The sequence below is a fragment of the Rhodopseudomonas sp. BR0G17 genome, from assembly GCF_010907025.1.
In the GTDB taxonomy this organism is placed as follows: Bacteria; Pseudomonadota; Alphaproteobacteria; order Rhizobiales; family Xanthobacteraceae; genus Rhodopseudomonas; species Rhodopseudomonas palustris_H.
Map to the genome: position 1 here is coordinate 1 of NZ_QUML01000232.1, position 393 is coordinate 393.

Sequence of the window (393 nt, forward strand, 5' to 3'; positions counted from 1 at the left end):
GTCAAGCCGTATATCAAGTCCAACAAGAACGACATCATCGACGCGGAAGCGATTGCGGAAGCGGTGTCACGCCCGACGATGCGGTTCGTTGAAATTCGATCGCCCGATCAGATTGACCTACAGGCGCTCCATCGGGGTCGCGATCAGCTAGTGGCTCAGTGCACGCGAGGTTATCTGCCAGATGCGCGCATTCTGCCTGGAGTATAGAATCGCGATACATCCGGGCACCGGCAAGTTCAAAATTGATCTCCTGAAGGTGTAGGCCGACGAGTCGAACGATTTGACCCCGGCGATGCGCAGGCTACTTGCCAGCCTATTTGAGGACCTCCGACTGGAGGCCAGGATTGCCGAGATCATCCGGGAGGTCGAGGCGATCGCTGCCGCAGATGATAC

General features: G+C 57.3%; 1 pseudogene. It reads left to right on the forward strand.

Features of this window, described 5'->3' with window-relative positions:
• Positions 1-393: pseudogene (locus tag DY467_RS26925) on the forward strand (IS110 family transposase); the annotation flags it as partial.